This is a genomic window from uncultured Winogradskyella sp., assembly GCF_947498005.1.
Classification (GTDB): domain Bacteria; phylum Bacteroidota; class Bacteroidia; order Flavobacteriales; family Flavobacteriaceae; genus Winogradskyella.
In genome coordinates, this window is sequence record NZ_CANMIW010000008.1 from 101677 (window position 1) to 121532 (window position 19856).

13 protein-coding genes are annotated in these 19856 nt (G+C 32.1%); 4 read left to right on the forward strand and 9 right to left on the reverse strand.

What is annotated here, in order from left to right; genetic code table 11:
- Positions 1-49 precede the first annotated feature (49 nt).
- Genes Q0891_RS14530 through Q0891_RS14540 form a run of 3 tightly spaced genes read left to right on the forward strand, consistent with a single transcriptional unit; the run spans position 50 to position 2539 of the window.
- On the forward strand, positions 50-1891 hold the full coding sequence (locus tag Q0891_RS14530) for a PLP-dependent transferase (protein WP_299102711.1): 1842 nt from the start codon (positions 50-52) through the stop codon (positions 1889-1891).
- A gap of 31 nt (positions 1892-1922) precedes the next feature.
- Positions 1923-2216: a YciI family protein gene (locus Q0891_RS14535; RefSeq protein WP_299102712.1), complete on the forward strand. Its 294-nt coding sequence runs from the start codon at positions 1923-1925 to the stop codon at positions 2214-2216.
- A gap of 23 nt (positions 2217-2239) precedes the next feature.
- On the forward strand, positions 2240-2539 hold the full coding sequence (locus tag Q0891_RS14540) for an immunity 53 family protein (RefSeq protein WP_299102714.1): 300 nt from the start codon (positions 2240-2242) through the stop codon (positions 2537-2539).
- Between the two features lie 9 nt (positions 2540-2548).
- Here Q0891_RS14540 and Q0891_RS14545 read toward each other — a convergent pair whose 3' ends face one another.
- From Q0891_RS14545 to Q0891_RS14575, 7 genes are all read right to left on the reverse strand, one after another.
- A complete protein-coding gene (locus Q0891_RS14545) occupies positions 2549-4180 on the reverse strand; it encodes a hypothetical protein (RefSeq protein ID WP_299102716.1) in 1632 nt (543 codons plus the stop codon).
- 66 nt (positions 4181-4246) lie between these two features.
- A complete protein-coding gene (murC, locus tag Q0891_RS14550) occupies positions 4247-5599 on the reverse strand; it encodes a Mur ligase family protein (RefSeq protein ID WP_299102718.1) in 1353 nt (450 codons plus the stop codon).
- 30 nt (positions 5600-5629) lie between these two features.
- A complete protein-coding gene (locus tag Q0891_RS14555; RefSeq protein WP_299102731.1) occupies positions 5630-7036 on the reverse strand; it encodes a TolC family protein in 1407 nt (468 codons plus the stop codon).
- A complete protein-coding gene (locus tag Q0891_RS14560) occupies positions 7036-8385 on the reverse strand; it encodes an HlyD family efflux transporter periplasmic adaptor subunit (protein WP_299102733.1) in 1350 nt (449 codons plus the stop codon). The genes Q0891_RS14555 and Q0891_RS14560 overlap by 1 nt, the downstream gene beginning before the upstream one ends.
- A gap of 2 nt (positions 8386-8387) precedes the next feature.
- Positions 8388-10058, reverse strand: a complete 1671-nt coding sequence (locus Q0891_RS14565; protein ID WP_299102735.1) for a peptidase domain-containing ABC transporter — start codon at positions 10056-10058, stop codon at positions 8388-8390.
- A 5-nt stretch (positions 10059-10063) separates the two neighbouring features.
- Complete coding sequence (locus Q0891_RS14570; RefSeq protein ID WP_299102736.1) at positions 10064-10738, reverse strand: TetR/AcrR family transcriptional regulator; 675 nt, start codon at positions 10736-10738, stop codon at positions 10064-10066.
- 115 nt (positions 10739-10853) lie between these two features.
- Complete coding sequence (locus tag Q0891_RS14575) at positions 10854-11807, reverse strand: hypothetical protein (RefSeq protein ID WP_299102738.1); 954 nt, start codon at positions 11805-11807, stop codon at positions 10854-10856.
- A 150-nt stretch (positions 11808-11957) separates the two neighbouring features.
- On the opposite strand from Q0891_RS14575, the gene Q0891_RS14580 reads away from it, so the two are divergent.
- Positions 11958-18053, forward strand: a complete 6096-nt coding sequence (locus Q0891_RS14580; RefSeq protein ID WP_299102740.1) for an MG2 domain-containing protein — start codon at positions 11958-11960, stop codon at positions 18051-18053.
- On the opposite strand, the gene Q0891_RS14585 is transcribed toward Q0891_RS14580, so the two are convergent.
- Both Q0891_RS14585 and Q0891_RS14590 read right to left on the reverse strand, forming a co-directional pair.
- Positions 18050-18778 (reverse strand): LytTR family DNA-binding domain-containing protein, encoded by a 729-nt coding sequence (locus Q0891_RS14585; RefSeq protein ID WP_299102742.1) that lies wholly within the window; start codon positions 18776-18778, stop codon positions 18050-18052. The genes Q0891_RS14580 and Q0891_RS14585 overlap by 4 nt on opposite strands.
- Positions 18775-19833, reverse strand: a complete 1059-nt coding sequence (locus tag Q0891_RS14590; protein WP_299102744.1) for a sensor histidine kinase — start codon at positions 19831-19833, stop codon at positions 18775-18777. The genes Q0891_RS14585 and Q0891_RS14590 overlap by 4 nt, the downstream gene beginning before the upstream one ends.
- Between the last annotated feature and the right edge of the window lie 23 nt (positions 19834-19856).

The following is a 19856-nucleotide window of genomic DNA, read 5'->3' on the forward strand; positions in this document are numbered from 1 at the left end:
TCAAAAACCCAACTAACGTATCTTTGCATCCCATTAATTAGTGGAAATTATGAAAGCACCAAAGCTATTAGATTACATAAAAGCCGTATTAAAAAATATGCCAAACGATTGGTTAAATTTAACTACGCATCGTTTAGATATTTACAATGAAAGTTTAGCTAAAACTCAATTTTTAGATGAGTTTGAAGCACTATATGCTAACGGTAATTCTGAAAAATCAGCACTCTACGATTTACCAACAGCATACGATTATATTAGATTAGGTCATCCATTATCTTCTGTATTAGAATGGACAATCGCAAAACAATATAGCTTAGAATCGGAAAGCGTAATTAGTTTTTCATCACAAACAGTTCCTGTTTTATCTGTATTAAGAGCTAATCTATTCGCGAATAAAAACACTCAAATTATATATACTAATGCATTGCCAACATCTTTTAATGCAGACCTCATAAAACGTATTTACGGTTATAATTTTGAACTTGTAAAAGTGGAACGATTAGAAGATGTTTCAGACTACGATGGAAGCACTATTTTTATTTCGGAACACAACGAAATTGATGCCCTTCAACTTAATCCTAATGTCGATTTCTATGTAAATCTTTATCAAGAATTAGGTAGCATTTTAATTGTTAATGGAGAGAAAAACAATAATTACATTTCAGATATTCAGCATGTAAGACGTCGAGAAACCATTGCTATGACGCCTTCTGATGCTCTGTTAGCTTTAAAAGCGCTTACTGAGCAAACGTCTTTCAAAGTAAAACAAACTAATTCTGAAGACAAAGCGAGTGTTTTAAGCGAGATCAACACCATTACAAATTCGGCAACACAAGCTGTTGTTGGTTCTAGTGGTTTATCTATTCAGTATGCTATAATGATGGGTTTAATTCATACGGCATTAGAGAATCACAAAGGCAAAACGATTAAATTTATTGTACCAACCAATTGTTATGGTGGTACTAATGACCAAGCCAGACGAGTTGCCGCATGTTTAGACCATGTAGATGTTGTTGATTTAGAAGTTGATGGCGATAATGATATGGTTAAAAGTATTGATGCCGTTTTAGCTAAAGTAGCAGCAGAAGATGCTATTCCATACATCATTGCAGAAATCCCAACCAATCCACGTGTTGAAGTTCCGGATTTGGAAGCGCTTAAAGACGTGCTAAGTAAAGTACGTAAAACTGCAAGTGGAGAAACAGCTATAGATCCTGTTTTTATATTAGACCAAACATTTTGTCCTAATTTTCACTTTTTAGGTGAAAACGATACGCTTTCTGTGGTCAGAACAATTTCTTATGTGAGTGGTTCTAAATTTCCGAGTGGCGGAAAATGTACGGCTGGTTATTGTGTTGCTAACAAAAAAGCCGAAGACCTAATGGCCAACATAGGTTTACATTTAGACCTTTGCGATAATGAAGCCACTGCACTACAGTATGAGTTATTAGCAAAGCAAATGCCATCGATGAATCAAAGAATTGCAGATGCTTACACCAATACAAGAGCTTTTGTTAATTTTATACATGACAACTTACCAGATGCCAAAATCAATTTTGTTTCAGAAGAATTAGCTTCACAAGGATTTACACCATCTGTGTTTTCACTAGACTTGCCAACTAAAGGCGACACACCTGAAGAAAAGGAAACATACAAAAGAGCACTAAATCATAAATTAATTGATTTAATGATTACTAAAATTCCTGATGAGAGTAAATATTGTGTGAGTTACGGCCAACTAAAAGGTGTGTATTGGACGATACCTGCAACCTCAACACAGGGCACAACTAAAGAAGGAGACAAAGATTATATTGCCAGAGTAGCACTTTCTCCTGATATGGATTTAGAACTTCATAAAAGTGTGTTTTTAGAATTTGTACAAGAGATTTAAATTTACAATATATCAAACCTGAAACTGACCTATGTTTATCATTAATATAACTTACAAAACCGAATTGACCGTTATTGATCAATTTATAGATGCACATATAAAGTTTTTGAACAAACATTACGAATTAGGACACTTTATAGCTTCTGGTCGCAAAGAACCGAGAACAGGAGGTGTTATATTATCTCCTATGACAAGTACATCTAAATTGGAGAATATAATCTTAGAAGATCCTTTTAAAATTAATGAATTGGCAGATTATGAACTCATAGAATTTATACCAAGTAAAACATCGGAAGCACTTAATTTTTTGAAGCAAGATTGTTAACCTTATTTAAAGCTTAATACAGAATGGAAATTTTAGAATGGATACAAGATTGGTTTCAATCTAATTGTGATGGAGACTGGGAGCATGGAGATGCAATTCAGATTACCACCTTAGACAATCCAGGTTGGGATGTTGAAATAGATATCTCAAAAACTTCAATTGCAAATCTTGAAATAAAATGGGTTCTTAATGAAAATGGTAAACAAGATTGGTATGGTGTAAAAATTCAAAACCAACGTTTTAGAGCTGCAGGTGACGCGAGTAAATTAATTTATCTCCTCAATTTATTTAGAGAAATGATTGAGAAGATTGAGAATGAGTAGTTGATTATATTAAAAACCTAGAAAACGAAAGAACCTTTTAAAAAAACCATCTTTCTTGCCATCTGTTGATTCTACTTCAGATTCTTCTATTATTTCCTGCTTAGTATCTTGTTGAAATTCTATAATAAATACACCAAAATTGTCTAATGTTTTGTGAGGATTACCATTATTTAGCGTCATTGGAAACGAGATTTTTGAAGAACTTTCAGTAGTTCCCATTTTTAAAATGGCATTAAAATTCTCAATATCTCGCATCTTATATGTTACCCCTTCTTTTATATTATAATTAGAAAAATCTACCACAACATCTTCTTCCTTTTTATTAAACACTACAACCCTATAGGTATTAGGTTTATACTCATTTTGCGTGATATCTAAAACAGGATCTAAATCAAATGCTTTAAAACTCATCCATTGACTATTGGCATCCAAATTAATTTTAGATTGCCAGCTTTTCAGCGTATATGCTTCTGTTTTAGAGCGTCTAAACGCACTTCCTTTTTTAGTGAAATACAAATTATTATTGAAATTCCATTGCTCAGGACTAAGACTAAAAAGATGTATATAACCAGAATAGATCTTATTATTAGTAAAGGTTAATGATTTGGCGTATGCAATTCTCATCGCATTATTTCGACCTAAAATAGTATTATTATCAACCAATACATTTTCTACTGGTGCGCCTTTATGAAAACCTATAGTTAGCGAGGCAGCATCTCCATTTATTACATTAGATTTAAAATCAGTATTGTGATATAATATATTGTTTTTTACCACAATATTTTTCGCAATATTAACACCATCTCTATCGTCAGTAGCTACAATAATATTATCTACAGTTCTATAATTTGAAGGTAGACCACTATTAAAGATTACATTATTGTCTAAAGTAACATTCTTTACCCAATCGGTTTTTGCATGTTTAGTAGCAGACCAAACTTCCACACCTTTGTAATAATTATTAAAAATAATATTGTCCTTTAGTACTCTGGTTTCTGTATCACTATTATTCTGAACATAAACCCCCTCACCTGCTCCTTTTCCTTCTGGTGTTAGTGTGCCATTATTAAAAACATAGCAATTTGCAATTAACGTACCTCCTGTATTTTTCCAAGTACCAAAACCAAGACCTGGATTGTTATAAATCATTAAATTAATGAACTTACAATTTTCCCCTATAAGATGGTTAATACCTGCTACTCCAGCTTTAAGACCATCGTTTTCATCTATTTGCCTCGAAAACTCCCCTAACCAAGTTATTTCAAAATTCTGAAATATAACACGCTTACTTCTTACTTTTAAGGTTTGTTGTTCCGTAGATTCTACGTTTCCATTTAAAACAACTTTATCTGTGTTAAAAGCACTTACTGTGATGTATTGGTTTTCTATTGTAGAATTTAAAGTACAAGAATAACGACCATTATAAATACCTTCATGTAACCAAATAGTATCATTTCCATTAACAATTTCAGAAGACTGACCTAAAGCCGTTTGTAAATCCCAAGGGTTTTGTAAACTTCCATTTCCTAGATGAGATCCTGGTGTTTCCGTGTGATCCTTTGGAAAAACATGAAATTCTTGTTGTGCAATTACAACTAAAAACCCAAAACTAAATGCTAATGATAATAATAATTTCTTCATGGTTTTAATTTTGCAATTACTATACCAATGTAAAAAAGAAGTGTTTGGCAGAATAAGTATATAGTATTAAAACAATTTATTTACTTCATCAAAATCTAATCCACCATAATTACCAGAACTCATTAATAGCAGTGATTTGTTATCAAAATTCTGAGAGAATAAAAAGTCTTTAAATTCCTCCGGATTCGTGTAAATAATTAAATCATCACGCTCAAAAGCATTTGCAATTTGGTCTTTAGTAACCTCATCTAACTTTTTAATTTCAACAGCATGTGGTGAATAAAATACGACTGCCACATCTGCTGCATCTAGAGCACCTTTATATTCTTTAAGAAATTCTGCATTTAAGCTACTATAGGTATGCAACTCTAAACAAGCCACCAACGTTCTATCGCTATATTGTTCTTTAACGGCTTTTGTGGTTGCTTCCACTTTACTAGGCGAATGGGCAAAATCCTTGTAAGCTACACTTGATTTAGATTCTGCAATTTTCTCTAATCGCTTGCTTGCACCTTTAAAAGTAGAAATAGCTTCGTAGAAATCTTCTTCATCAATTCCCATGTGTTGGCAAATCCATTTGGCACCAGCTAAATTGTTTAGGTTATGTGCACCAAAAACTTCAATTGGCATTGGTCCTTCTGGTGTTTCTAGTAACGTTTCTCCATTTTCAACTGTATATTCTGGAGTAGCATAAGCAATTTTTCTAATTTGATTTTCTGAGGCCTCAACAACGCGTTTCACTTCTAAATCTTCTTCATTATAATTAATGCTTCCACCTGTAACAATTGAATCTACAAAAATGCTAAACTGCTCTACATAGTTGTCATACGTCGGAAACACATTAATATGATCCCAAGCAATACCGCTTAACAACGCAATATTAGGTTTGTATAGATGAAATTTTGGTCGTCTGTCTATTGGTGAACTTAAATACTCATCGCCTTCTAAAACAATAAAATCATTATGTTCCGTAAGTTTTACCATGACGTCAAAACCTTCAAGCTGTGCACCTACCATATAATCTACATACTTATCATGGTAATGCAAAACGTGCAGTATCATTGATGTAATTGTTGTTTTCCCATGACTTCCTCCAATAACTACACGAGTTTTGTGTTTGGATTGTTCATATAAAAATTCTGGATAGCTGTAAATTTTCAAACCCAATTCTTGGGCTTTTAGCAATTCAGGATTATCAGCTTTAGCATGCATACCTAAAACAATCGCATCTAAATTAGACGTAATTTTTTCGGGATACCAACCAAAGGTTTCTGGTAATAATCCTTTGGCTTCTAATCGTGATTTTGAAGGGTTAAAAATTTCATCATCACTGCCTGTGACGTTATAACTTTTATTGTGAAGTGCTAAGGCTAAATTGTGCATTGCTGCACCACCAATTGCTATAAAATGTACGTTCATTGTATAATTTGTATACCGTAAAAATACTATTTATAATTCAGGATTTACAGCCAAACTATTAAACAATTTTGCCTTTGTAGAAAAATATTTATTCTGAATTTGAAACGCTTTTAATTGACCATCGATTAATTTGGATTCACGCGAATTAACCAAAAACAATGAACTTTCACCTAGGTCAAATTTGCGCTCTTCTGCTGTTAGCATAAGTTGATAATCAGATACCATTTCTGTTGTGATTTCATTTTGAATCGTATAAGACTGCAATTCTTTTTTCAGAGCATTTATTTTATTTTGAAGATTTACCTTAGTTGCACTTATTTCAAATTCTGTATCTTGAATTTTGATTTTTGCTAATTTTAAATCGCCACGTTCTTTCCTTAAAAACAAAGGGAAACTTACATTTAGTCCTCCTTTATATTCTGCAGTATTGAAAGTTCTAGCCACATCTGGATTTTCCGTAATAAAATTATAATCTACGCCAATTTTTGGTAAAAGCTTATTAGACTTTAATCTTTTATCTACCTGTAAACTTTCAAGTTTATAATCTAAAGACATCATTTTTGGATGTGAATTTAGAAACACTTCATCATTCTCTAATTTATTGATGCTAAATGTAGCATCTATAATCGCTTCGGAATTTACATCTGGAATTACATTTGGCTGTAATTCTACAGGAATATTATTCTCTAACCATAAATAATTAGACAATTCTAACGTTGCATTCATTAAAGCTACTTTTGCCTGTTCTAAGCCTAACTTTCTATTGTTAACCGCAATTCTCGCTTCAGTGACATCAATGCTTGCATTTTCTCCAACTTCTACGCCTTTTTTAATTCCTAAATAACGTTGTTCTGCATTACTAAGAATATTTTCAAAAAGCTTTAGTTCATTGTAAGCTTGCAACCATTTAAAATAAACGAGTGATGCATCGTACAAAATGTTATTAACGTAAATATCACGATCTAAAATGGCTTGCTCCTTATATAATTTAGATTGTTTTAGAGATGCCATTCTATTATTGATTAAAAAGCCTTGTCCCAATTGTACAGAAACACCTGCACTGTACAAACCATCTTCTGGCACAAATGCTTCAGGATTTAGATAATCTCCAGAGTTTTCATCAAATGTAGCTTTCAATTCAACACCATACCATGTTGGTATTTTAAAAGTTCCGTTAAGCTTATCATAATAGGTTGTGTTTTTAAATTGCTTTTTAGCATAATCTACTTCTAACTTAGGATCGAATGCTCCACGAGATTTTAGAAGCTTTGCTAAACTTTCATCTATAACTAATTCTGCTTGTTTTACAACAGGATGAAACTTCTTAACATAACCCAAATACTCATCAAAACGCAACACATTTTGCTGCTCTATAGTTTGAGAGCATGCCATGGCATTAGCACCAAATAATACTATAAAAAGTAAAAATTGTTTCATTATTTCTCTTTAGATTTTGCAGTAGCTTCTGGTTGATAATAATTTGGTGGAAATCCATTTAACTGTCTCCATAACTCAAACCAAATAGGCACATCTTCTAAGAGTGCCATCGTGCGCGCACCAGAGCCTGCTCTTATAGCATCTGGCCATTTTTGGTCTTCTTCATCTGGTGCTAAGAGTACTCTAAATTTTCCGTTAGAGCTTATGAAATTTTCAACGGCCACCACTTTTGCGCCATAAGTTCCGTAAGACACATTTGGCCATCCACTAAATACAATTGCTGGCCATCCATCAAACTGTACACGCACTTTTTCGCCAATATGTAGTAATGGTAAATCTATTGGCTCTACAAATGTTTCTACTGCTAAATCTACTTGTGCTGGCATAATACCAACTAAAGCTTCGCCTTCCTTAAAGGTTTGGCCTACACCTCCTCTAATGGCTTTATTTATGTAACCATCGTATGGTGCTTTAATAAATCTTAAATCGTTTCTCATCTGGTAATTAGAATATTCATTATCTAATTTAGAGACTTGCGCTTCTGTATCAAACTGACTAGACTGCGCTGTAAATTTATCACTTTGAGCTTTTGAAATTTTATCGGCATAGGTTGCATTTACTCTAGAAATTTCTACCTGTGCATTAATCACTTGATTTTTACTTGCTAATAACTTATTCTCTTGAGAAATTAACTTTGCTTCCGTTTCTTGAAGTTTTAATCTAGCATCTTCAACATCTTTTGTGGCTTTAAACCCTTCTTGCTCTAAAGTTTCGGTTCTGTTGTATTTTGATTGCGCAATTCTAATATTTGTTTTGGCTGCTTCAAAATCAATACTGTCACTTTTTACTTTTAATTTAGACTGAAGATATTTGTTTTTAGCTTGTTCTAATTTTAAATTTCGTTCGTTATCCAAAGCAGCAATTTGTCTATCTAATGCTTTTACTTTTTCACTGTAAGAACCAACAGACTGCGCTTTTGCATCGCGTTGTTGTGCTGTACGCTCTACCAAATTAGGATCAAAATACTCACTTTTTATTTCTGATATTTGCATTATGGTATCTCCTTTTGAAACAAAATTTCCTTCGCGTACAAACCATTTTTCAATTCTTCCTGGAATTGGCGACTGAATGGTTTGAGGTCTTTGATCTGGAGTTAAAGTTGTTACTTGCCCACTACTCGTTATATTTTGAGTCCAAGGCAAAAACAAGATAATAATCCCGAAAATTGCAAAAGCACCCAAAAAGCGATTAAAATAACTGAAATATTTAGCGTGAAAAACACGCTTACCTGATTTAGACGTTGTAATGTCTACAGATTTATTTAACTGATTATGAGATATATTTAGCATGGTTATACGTTTTTTATGGAAGCTCTTCCTTTATCTAGTAAAATGTGCTCGTTACATTTCTCTTTCCAGTTCTTACTAGTGCTTACTACTATTAATGCCCAAGGTCGACTCTTATCTGTTAAATAATTAATGATACTTTTCATTTCAACTTGGTTAAATCGGTCTAATGGATCTTCAAGAATTAATACTTTAGGCTCTTTTATAATGGCTCTTGCCAATATTAGTTTTTTAGCTACTGTAAAAGACAATTCATTTCCTTCTGCATTTATTACTGTTCTCAATCCTTTTGGTTGATCTCTTATAAAAGTGGTTAATCCTACTTTATCTAATACATGATGTATTTTTTCATCTGATATAGTTGAGTTTCCAAAGGTTAAATTCTCTTTAATTGTACCTTCAAAAGTTGATTCTTGTGACAACGACATGCCTAAATGCGACCTGTAATAATTAGTCATTATATGATTTAGAGAAGTATTATTGACGTAAACATTCCCAGAAGTTGGCTGATTTATTCCTAAAATAATTCGGAATAATGTAGATTTTCCTGAGCCACTTTCTCCACTAACTAATATTCTACTTTTCTTATTAATCTTTAAAGATATATTCTCTAGTATTGGCTTTTCTCTATCTGGTACTTCATATGACACATTGTCTAATTCAATCTCCATACCTTCATCAAAAATAGGCTTATCTCCATGTTGACTTTCAATATCCTTATCTACGATTTGACCAATTTTCTCAATTGATGTTAAAACGTCATAAAAAGATTCTAAACCTAATATTAGCTTTTCTACAGATGCTATAACGAGTAGAATAATAATTTCTGCAGCAACAAATTGCCCAATATTCATTTCTTGATTTAAAACGAGTAATCCACCTATAAGTAATAATCCTGCAGTGACGATAACCTTAAACCCAATCATCTGCACAAACTGAATAACAAGTATTCTAAAATGACTTTCTCTGGCTTTTAAATAATCTTCAACCAAATCATCATTTTTATTAATCGCTAAACTCGTTTTACCAGATAATTTAAAGCTAATAACGGTTCTTGCCACTTCTTGTATCCAATGCGCTACTTTATACTTATGCTTAGATTCTAACAAGCTTGTATCCATTCCTTTTTGAGCGGTAAACTTAAATACCACATAGATTAGCAAAAGCAATAAGAAACCAAAAGCAATAAAAAACGGATGATAAAATGATAATAGTATCAGCGCAAAAATAATCTGTAATACTGCTGCAGGAATATCAACTAAAATCTTTGCTAATCCCTTTTGAATATTTAATGTATCAAAGAAACGATTGGCTAATTCTGGCGGATAATGATTTCGAATTTCGTTCATTTTAATCTTTGGAAAACGATACGTAAATTCAAAAGATGCTCTGGTAAATATACGTTGTTGAATGGTTTCAATAATTCGCATTTGCATCAACTGAAGTATACCAACAAAAGCGACACCCAAAGTTACTAATACTACTAAAACAATCCAAGACGTACTTACTTGTGCACCTTGAATTAAGTTAATAATAGCTTGTATTCCTAAGGGTAATGTCAGTGCCAAAATTCCAGAAAAAATGGCATAATATATAACCTGCAGCAAGTCTCTTCTTTCTAATTTTAGCAAACCTACAAGTCGTTGCCAAGGAGACATAATTTCTTTAGTATTCATAGTGTTTACTTACTAATTGCATTAAAAGTTAGTTCTTTAAAAAACTCGGTTGGAGAAACTTGATCGTTACAATCTGTAATAGACTTAAAGTGATCTTTTAAAAAATGCTGATGTAAAGCACCTTCTAAAATGGTACTCGCTAAGCTTGTTGGAAACTTGTAATCTGGATTAATAGTATTTATAATATCACTAATTCGTGTTACCAATCGTTTGTAAACCACAAAATAGCCTTCCATATTTTCACTATCTACCTCTTTGGTTAGATACGATTTTGAATATTCATTGACAATAATTCTATTCAGTACAATCTCATTAATGTGCGTAAATGTATCGTCTTGTTCTATTGACTTTGTTACAATTTCTATAGCTCTTAATAATTGCTCTGTTTTATCTGGCATGTTAAATGTAGAAAACACCATTTGATACTCTACCCAAGCCCAATACCATGAGGTTAAATATAACAATAGCTTATGTTTACTTTCAAAATAACGGTAAACTGAGCTCTCGTTAGAACCTATTTTTACACCTAATTTTTTAAACGTAAAATTGTCGAAACCAATCTCATCAATTAGCAAAATACTATGCTCTATGATGCGCTTTCCTAAATTAGAAGATTCTGGGTCTTTTATATAAATTTTATCTGGAACAGCTATTTTTAAATTTGAAAGTAAACTTTTCATATAAAATAATTTACTTGCAAATATAATAGTATTACTATTAATTTTGAGTTTTTAACAATTAATTAGCATCTTATATTTAAGACGACGAACCAAAAACAATACTATAATATGATTTTTACAGCTTAGAAATTGCTGTTTTCTCTTCTTGAAACACCTCAATATCTGGCAAACCTGAAATTGCCTTATCAATCCAAATTAATGCTTCATCTTTATTCTCTCTATGCTTATAGATTTGTGCCAAGCGATAATAAGCCCATTCTTTTGGCACACCATCTTTTGCTGAGTGATTTTCGATATAGGCTTTTAGCATAGTTTCGCCTTTATCTAACTGAATATTATAATCTGCACACACTTTACCTATTTGGTAATGCATAGCGTTTCGTTGGTGTTTGTCCTTTGCTTCTTCTATATTACCAATCGCTTTTTCGGGTTGTTCTTGGCCTTCATAGAAATTGGTTAACTTCTCGTAACACGTTTCAGAACCACCAATTTCTATCGCAAGTTTATAATTTTTTTCGGCCAATTCTGGCTCATCATCATATTCATAAACATATCCTTTTGCTAAGTAGCCATCTACTTTAGATAATTCTTCTAATTGCTTCGCATACATCAAAGCTTTTGAAAAACTTCCACCAACAATACCTGGCAGCGACACATACAATTCTACCAATGCCCAACGCGTTTCTATATGGTTTGGGTCTAATTGTGCAGCTTTTAAAAATGCTTTTTTAACATCTCCTATAATGCCTAGGGCCTCAATTTTACTTACACTCAAAGCTTTCATTCCCAAAGCACCTCCATACTTATAATGGTAATTTGCATTCTCTGGGCGTTTCTGTTTTAATTTTTGGTATTGAACAATAGCTTCATCCCATTTTTTCTGATAACCATAAGCATCACCTAGAAGTTCTATAGCTTCTAAATCACTAGGATTGGATGCTATAAATGTTGTCATTTCCTTTTGCGCCTTTACATATTCTTTTTTCCCAATGTAGGCTTCTGCATTCTCAATAGAAGTTTGAGAATAACAAAATGATGATAGTAATAAAATAAATAGAAATTTAGACATAGATGTTCAAAACATTTTAGCAAATATATAATTTAATAACGCTTGGTTTCCTCAACAAATTGTTAACTTCACTCAACGAAATGAGACTTATACTCATTACTACTGTTTTTGGAATACATTTTGAATGTATTTTGTTGAAAATTAATAACCATGAAACATTATTTCACAATACTCATGCTCATCTGTTTTGCTTCTTTTTCTAATGCTCAAAATGACTTTGAAAGTCAATGGGAAGCCGTAGCTAAACTTGAAAATGAAGGTCTTACAAAAAGCGCTTCTGATAGCGTTGAAAAAATTTATGAGAAAGCTAAAAAAGCAGATAACAAACAGCAAAGCATCAAAGCACTCTTACATATAAGCAAATACATGCTAACGCTTGAAGAAGATGCACAACTCAACATTGTTAAACGTTTTAAATCTGAAATTGAAGCCACATCAGACCTAGCTGCAAAACACATTATGGAGAATATGTTAGCAACTATGTACTGGCAGTATTATCAGCAAAACCGTAGGAAATTTTATAACAGAAGTAAAACGTCTGAAAAAGTTAGTGATGATTTTAGAGCTTGGGATTTAGAAACAATTTTTAAAGAAATTCATACCTACTATCAATACTCATTAGAGAATGGCATTTTACTTCAATTAGAGTCCTTAAATAAATACAGCACTTTAATACATCAACAAGACAACTCTATAGATTACAGACCAACACTATATGATTTATTGAGTCATAATGCACTAAGCTTTTATAAATCTGATGAAAACAGCATTACACAACCAGCTTACAAATTCACAATAAGTGATGAAGACTTTATTGCGGATAGTGAAACTTTTATTAATGCTAATTTATCCTCTAAAGACACGTTATCGTTACAACGAAATGCATTAAAAATCTATCAGAATTTAATCAAATTCCATAGAAAAGATAAAACAACCAAGGCCTTTGTGGATATCGATATTAAGCGCCTTAATTTTGTGAAAAAACATGCCGTTTTTTCTAATATAGACGAATTACTTCTAAAAACTTTAAAGTCTAAGTCTGAAGAATTAAAATCTTCAGAATTATCTGCATTATATGATTATGAAATTGCTATAGTTTATAAAAATCAAGGTTATTTATACTCTAGTGATAATGACAACATTGATATTAACACTACGCAACGTTGGAAGTTGAAAGATGCTATTGACATCTGTAATTCGGTAATTTCAAAATATCCTAAAAGTATAGGAGCGCAAAAATGCGAAGTTTTAATAGAGCAAATTAAATTGTCTAGTTTACAATTATACGCAGAAGAATTTACAAGTATTTCGTCGTCATCAAAAACCTTAGTTACTTATAAAAATCTAGAGCATTTAAAATTTGAAATTTATAAAGTTTCTCAAAACCAGCTTAAACGCTACAACTCGTCATATAGAGCAGACAAAAAGAAAGCGTTTTTTAATAAACTAAAAATTTATGAAACATTTAGTACAGCTTTAAAAACGGAAGGTGACTATCAAGAACATAATACAGAAATTGTTTTACCAAAATTAGGCAATGGTTTATATCTCATAAAAGTTACCACAAAGGCAGATGATAATGTATTCGCGGTAACCCAAGTTCAAATTACCAATATAGCGTTAGTAGTAAGTGACGATAATGACATAGAGCTTTATCAAGTTATAGACAGAAGTAACGGTAAGCCTTTTGAAAATGCAAAAGTAGAATTAACATATTCTGACAACAGAAGCAACAAACATTATACTAAAAATTACACTACAGATAGATTTGGAAAATTTAAGTTTAATAAAGATGACAAATACTATCGTGACGTAGAAATTAAAGTCAATGCAAAAGATGACACAGGTTATTTTGGTGCGTATTCTATAAACCGTGGGTATAAGCAAACCACTAATAACGTTACGCAATACCGCAATTTCCTTTTTACAGACAGAAGCATTTATAGACCTGGACAAACAGTTTACTTTAAGGGAATTGCAACTAAATCCATAAATGGAAAAACAGAAGTTTCTGCAGATGAAGCAGCAAAAATTAGATTAAAAAATGTAAATGGCGAAGTGGTCAGCGAACTTTCATTAAAGACTAATGAATTTGGCTCAGTGCATGGCGAGTTTATTTTACCAAATAATGGATTGACTGGCAATTACACTATTGATCTGTTTTCTAACAACTCTACTTACTCCTATATTTCAGTTGTAGAATATAAGCGACCAAAATTTAAACCAGAATTTCAACCCATTACAGAGACCTACAAAGTAAATGACAGTATTATTATAAAAGGCACTGCAATCGCTTTTGCCGGAAGCAACATTACAGATGCACAAGTGGTGTATCGTGTTAAACGAAATGTAAGGTTTCCTAGTTGGTATTATTGGAGACGACCTTATTTTAATTCTGAAGCTCAAGAAATTACGTTTGGAGATACGAAAACAAATGATAAAGGTGAATTTGAAATAATATTCAAAGCCTTACCGGATGAAAGCATTTCTCAAGATGATTTACCAATATTCAATTACGAAATCACAGCTGATGTTACAGACATAAATGGCGAAACACGATCTACATCTACAATAGTTAATGTTGGTTATCATTCAATGACTTTAAATATTGTTGCACCTCAAAAAATTGATAAAAGCAAGAAGGAAATTGAATTTAGCTTAGCGACTCAAAATCTAAATGGAGAATTTGCACCTGCACAAGGTGAAATAAAAATTTACAAACTAAATGCACCAAACCGAGTTTTAAGAACAAGATCTTGGCCAGCACCAGATTACCAAGTCCTATCTGAGGAAGAATTTAAAACCTTATTTCCACATGAAGCTTATGATGATGAAAACCAATTAACAAATTGGACAAAAGGAGAAGAAGTTTTTAGCACTACATTTAATACTGAAAAAGACAAAACCATAATCTTAAAAAAATTGAATAAATGGGATTCTGGTCAATATATTATAATCGCAGAAAGCAAAGATAAATTTGGGCAAACTATAAAAGATCAAATCTTTACGTCATTATTTAGCCACAAGGATAAAACAGTTGCAGACAATCAATTATATGAAGCGTACTTAGACCAAACCAGTTATAAAATCAATTCTATAGCAAAACTAACATTAGGTTCTGCTGCTAAAGATATCACTGTAACTGTTGAGATTGAGAAAGAGGGTAAAATTATAATGACCCAATTAGTACAGCTTAACAATTCTAAGACAACCATCACAATTCCTGTTTTAGAAAATGATTTAGGAGGCTTTATAGTACACACCTCATTTGCCGCTTTTAATGAATTTAAATCTCAAAGTTTTAATATCAATGTGCCATTTCCTAAAACTGACTTAGAAATTGAAACGACTACATTTAGAGATAAGCTTCAATCAGGACAAGACGAAACGTGGAGTTTTAAAATTAAAGGTCCTAAAGGCGATAAAGTTTCTGCGGAATTATTAGCAAGCATGTACGATGCGTCTTTAGATGAGTTTAAGCAACATAATTGGAGTTTTAACCCAATAAACAATCCTAACTATTACCCAAGAATTTATAAGAATTCTCGAGAAAGTTTTGGTAATACCAACTTTAGGATGTTTAACCATTTTAGCACAAATGCTAGCCAACCTTACCAAAATTATGACCAATTGAATTGGTTTGGATTTTATTTTGGGAATAATAGTTATTTGAGACGAGGCTATTCAAACATAAAAAAAATGGCTGCTCCAGAAGCCGCACTAGTTAGTAATTATGCTGTGGAAGAATCTGAAATGGAATTTGGGCGTGAAGACTTAAGTATGGACACTAAAGATAGTATAGCTGGTTCTATAGATGGAATTGGAATAAATCTCAAAGAAAAAAACAGCAGTACTTCAAATGATCCCTTAAAAGGAAAAGCTGACAATATTATCCAAATAAGAAAAAACCTCAATGAAACCGCATTTTTCTTTCCTCAATTAAGAACTGATTCAGAGGGTAATGTTAGTTTCAATTTTAAAGCTCCAGAAGCTTTAACCACATGGAAATTGCAACTATTGGCACACACAAAAACTTTAGAAAGTGCTGTAACCCAATTAGAAACCGTTACTCAAAAAGAGTTGATGGTTATACCGAATACACCTCGATTTTTAAGAGAAGGTGATAGAATTAGAATTAGCACTAAAATTGCCAATCTTACGGAAAATGCTCTAGATGGTGTTGCACAATTATTACTTACAGATCCAACTACAGGTCAATCAATTGACGGTGAATTATCAAATGCCTATAATGATCTCGGCTTTAAAGTTGAAGCCAAAGGTAATACGCAGGTAACTTGGAATTTGGTAATCCCAAAAGGCATACCAGCTGTAGAATATAAAATCATTGCCAAAGCCGGAAACTTTAGTGATGGTGAGCAAAATGCATTACCTGTTTTAAGTAACAGAATGCTGGTGACGGAAACTATGCCAATGTGGATTCGTTCTAACCAAACAAAAACATTCACTTTAGATAAGTTAAAGAAAAATACGTCTTCGACTTTAACACATCATAAGTTAACATTAGAGATGACATCTAATCCGGCTTGGTATGCTGTTCAGGCATTACCATATTTAATGGAATATCCTTATGAGTGTAACGAGCAAACGTTTTCAAAATATTACGCAAATGCGTTGGCGCAGCATATTGTAACATCTAACCCTAAGATTGAAGCTGTTTTTAATCAATGGAAAACAACAGATGCTTTACTAAGTAATTTAGAGAAGAATCAAGAATTAAAATCATTATTGATAGAAGAAACGCCTTGGTTACGTGATGCACAATCTGAAACCGAACAGAAGAAAAGAATTGCATTATTATTTGATCTTAACAGAATGAATAATGAATTGCAGTCTGATGTTAGTAAATTAAAGAATAACCAACATAGCTCAGGCGCTTGGCCTTGGTTTAATGGCGGCCGCGATAATCGTTTCATTACACAACATATTATAGCTGGTTTTGGGCATTTAAAACAATTGAACGTCGCAAACAACAATAGCGAAGACGCCATAATAAAAAAGGCTATTGGTTATTTAGATAAACAATTTGTGCAAGAATACAAGGACATAAAAAAATATAATAAAAATGCGGATTTAGAAAAGGACCATTTATCGCAAATGCAATTGCACTATTTATATACAAGGAGTTTTTATCCTGAAATAAAAGCCTCTAAAGAGGTTCAGAAAGTCTTAGACTATTACCATTCGCAGATTCAAAAATATTGGTTAAAACGTTCATTGTATGCAAAAGGTTTAATGGCCTTAGCTGTACACCGCATGAACGATTCTAAAACGGCTGGTAAAATTATAAAGTCCTTAAAAGAAAATAGTATTACGTCTGAAGAATTAGGAATGTACTGGAAAGCAAACACCAACTCTTGGTATTGGTACCAAGCACCAATTGAAACCCAAGCTTTAATGGTTGAAGTATTTTCGGAAGTTGGACATTTAATTCAAGATAACACCAAAAATCTAAATGATATAGACAACCTAAAAATTTGGCTGCTAAAAAACAAACAGACAAACCGATGGAAAACGACTAAAGCAACAACAGAAGCTGTCTATGCCTTATTACTACAAGGTAGTGATTGGCTAAGCGTTACAGAACAAGTTGATGTTACGGTTGGAAATGAAAATATTTCGCCAGAAACATTAGATCATGTAAAAGTTGAAGCTGGTACAGGCTACTACAAAACATCATGGAATGGCTCTGAAATTAAACCAGAACAAGCTGATGTAACAATTACTAAAAAAGGAGAAGGTATAGCTTGGGGAGCAATGTACTGGCAGTATTTTGAAGATTTAGATCATATAACCTCAGCAGAAACACCTTTAAAATTAAGTAAGAAATTATTCTTGAAAAAGAATACAGACAAAGGTGAAGAAATTACCGAAATCACAAAAGATTCAAAATTAAAAATTGGCGATTTAGTAAGAGTAAGAATTGAATTAAGAACCGATAGATCAATGGAATTTGTGCACCTTAAAGATATGCGAGCGTCTGGCCTAGAACCAATAAATGTTTTATCTCAATACAAATATCAAGATGGTTTAGGTTATTATGAAAGCACAAAAGATGCAGCTACTAATTTCTTTATGGATTATTTACCAAAAGGCATTTACGTATTTGAATATGACTTACGCGTTAGTAATGCAGGTGATATGAGTAACGGCATTAGTACTATACAAAGTATGTATGCACCTGAGTTTAGCAGTCATAGTGAAGGCATTAGAGTTATAGTTGACTAAAAACTTAATTGATCTTTAAATATATAGGATTGTCTTCTGGAGATTTCAATTTCTTCTCCAGAATTCATTTCAATTTTCAGTTTACCATTAAACCAAGACACCACTTTATTAACATGATTAATATTAATAATCTGCTGACGGTTGGCTCTAAAGAAAACATCTTGAGGTAGCTTCTCTTCAATTTGAGCCAATGATTTATAAATTAACGGCTTGTTGTCATCAAAAAAGACTCTAGTATAGTTACCTACAATTTCAAAAAGTGAGATGTCTTTAACTTTTACAAGCCAACAATTGTCACCATCTTTTATAAAGATTTGTCGGTCTAGATTATAACCTTCCTGTTTTGGTGTTGAGGATGTACCAGAATTTGCTTTTTCTAAAACTTTAGTAATTGAACTTGAAAACCGTTTTTGACTAATTGGTTTCAACAAATAATCAAAAGCATTGTATTCAAAAGATTTAATAGCATACTCATCAAAAGCGGTTGTAAAAATGGTTATTGGGACTTCATCTAACATTTCTAAAAGTTCAAAACCATCCTTTTCTGGCATATTGATATCTAAAAATAATAAATCGGGATTACTTTTATTAATTAAGGTAAACCCATCATCTACATTTTCCGCTTCACCTATAAACTCTATCTCTTTGTGTGCCTTAAAAAGTTCTTTTAACTCATTACGAGCTAAACGAGAATCTTCAACAATAACGGCTTTTAAGGTGTTCATACTAAAGGCATTTTAATAGTTGCTACTACGTTGTCTTCTTTTTCTTTTAATGTAAATTTGGCGTTTTTACCATAGAGTAATTCTAAGCGCTTCTTTATATTTTGCAGGCCAACTTGCGTAGAATTTTCACTATTTCTAAGTTTTCCTGAATTGATAATTTCTATTTGTAATAATTCATTTTTTATTGTTGTAGACAACTTCACCTCTCCACCTTCTTTTAAGTTTGAAATACCATGCTTAAGAGCATTCTCTACAAGCATCTGAATAATCATTGGTGGTATTTGCTTATTTAAAGTTTCGGGATCTATTTCTGTTGTGAACTTTAATCTATTTTCAAATTGAATTTTAGAGATCTCTACATAATTTTCAACCATTTCTAATTCATCTTCTAATGTAATAGAATTGACTTCACTTTTAGTTAATGAATACCTTAAAGTTTCAGACAAACTAGTTAACATACCTCTAGCTTTAGTGACATCTTCTAACATTAATCCACGAATGTTATTTAGGCTATTAAACATAAAATGCGGATTTATTTGCCCTTTTAGTGTATTGAGTTGCGATTCTTTAAGATTCGCTTCTAGCTGTAACTGTCTTAATTTAATAGTATTGATGTGATGCACTAATTTCAATGTTAAGACCACAAATAACCACACTAGAAAATAGGCAAGAAAATGTGGAACATTCGTTAACTTTTGAACGAGTGTTAAATTAACACCTTCATTTAAATAATACTGAACTGGAATACCCAATAATGGCCAAAGTAAAAAATTATAAATAACTTGAGTAACTAAAACTACACCAATCAACTTATACAAATCTACCTTGGTGTAATTACCAATGTCAAAAAAATTCTCTATAAAAAACAAGATGATAAAAGACAACACATAACCCAATAATCCACAAAGCACGCCTTCTACAATAAGGTAATTTGTGTAGTTAATTGGAATATCACCTGCATAAGATATTTTATCTATTGTTAGCATCAACAATGCAAAAACTACCCAGCCAATTAGATTGAGAATCCAATATCTATAATTTGTTAATAATTTCAAATGTTATTTTATTAGTGATTATT